Raw genomic sequence first — 243 nt, 5'->3', positions numbered from 1 at the left:
CGCGTTGCCATGCATTGCCCGGCAGTCGCTGCTTGCAGCGATGAGAGGGGCTGTGTGGGGCGCCCAAGAAAATGTCGATCTTCGTCACTAAGGTGACCATCTCACACTCGGCCATCTCGCACCCGCGGTCCCAAGTCAGTGAGCGGTACAGCTCTTTGGCCAGCTTGCGGGACTGTTTGATCAAGGCTTGGGTAACGCTGTTTCTGTCCTTGTTCTCGGAACCTGCAATCAGATCGCCTTTCC

The 243-nt window shown here is 57.6% G+C and carries 1 pseudogene; it reads right to left on the bottom strand.

The annotated features are described in order from the left end of the window. Nucleotides 1-243: pseudogene (locus tag AB9F26_RS22555) on the bottom strand (hypothetical protein); the annotation flags it as partial.

Source organism: Falsihalocynthiibacter sp. BN13B15 (assembly GCF_041205415.1).
GTDB lineage: Bacteria > Pseudomonadota > Alphaproteobacteria > Rhodobacterales > Rhodobacteraceae > Falsihalocynthiibacter > Falsihalocynthiibacter arcticus.
The sequence above is the reverse complement of the archived record's forward strand: the minus strand, read 5'-3'. Positions and strand labels throughout refer to the sequence as shown.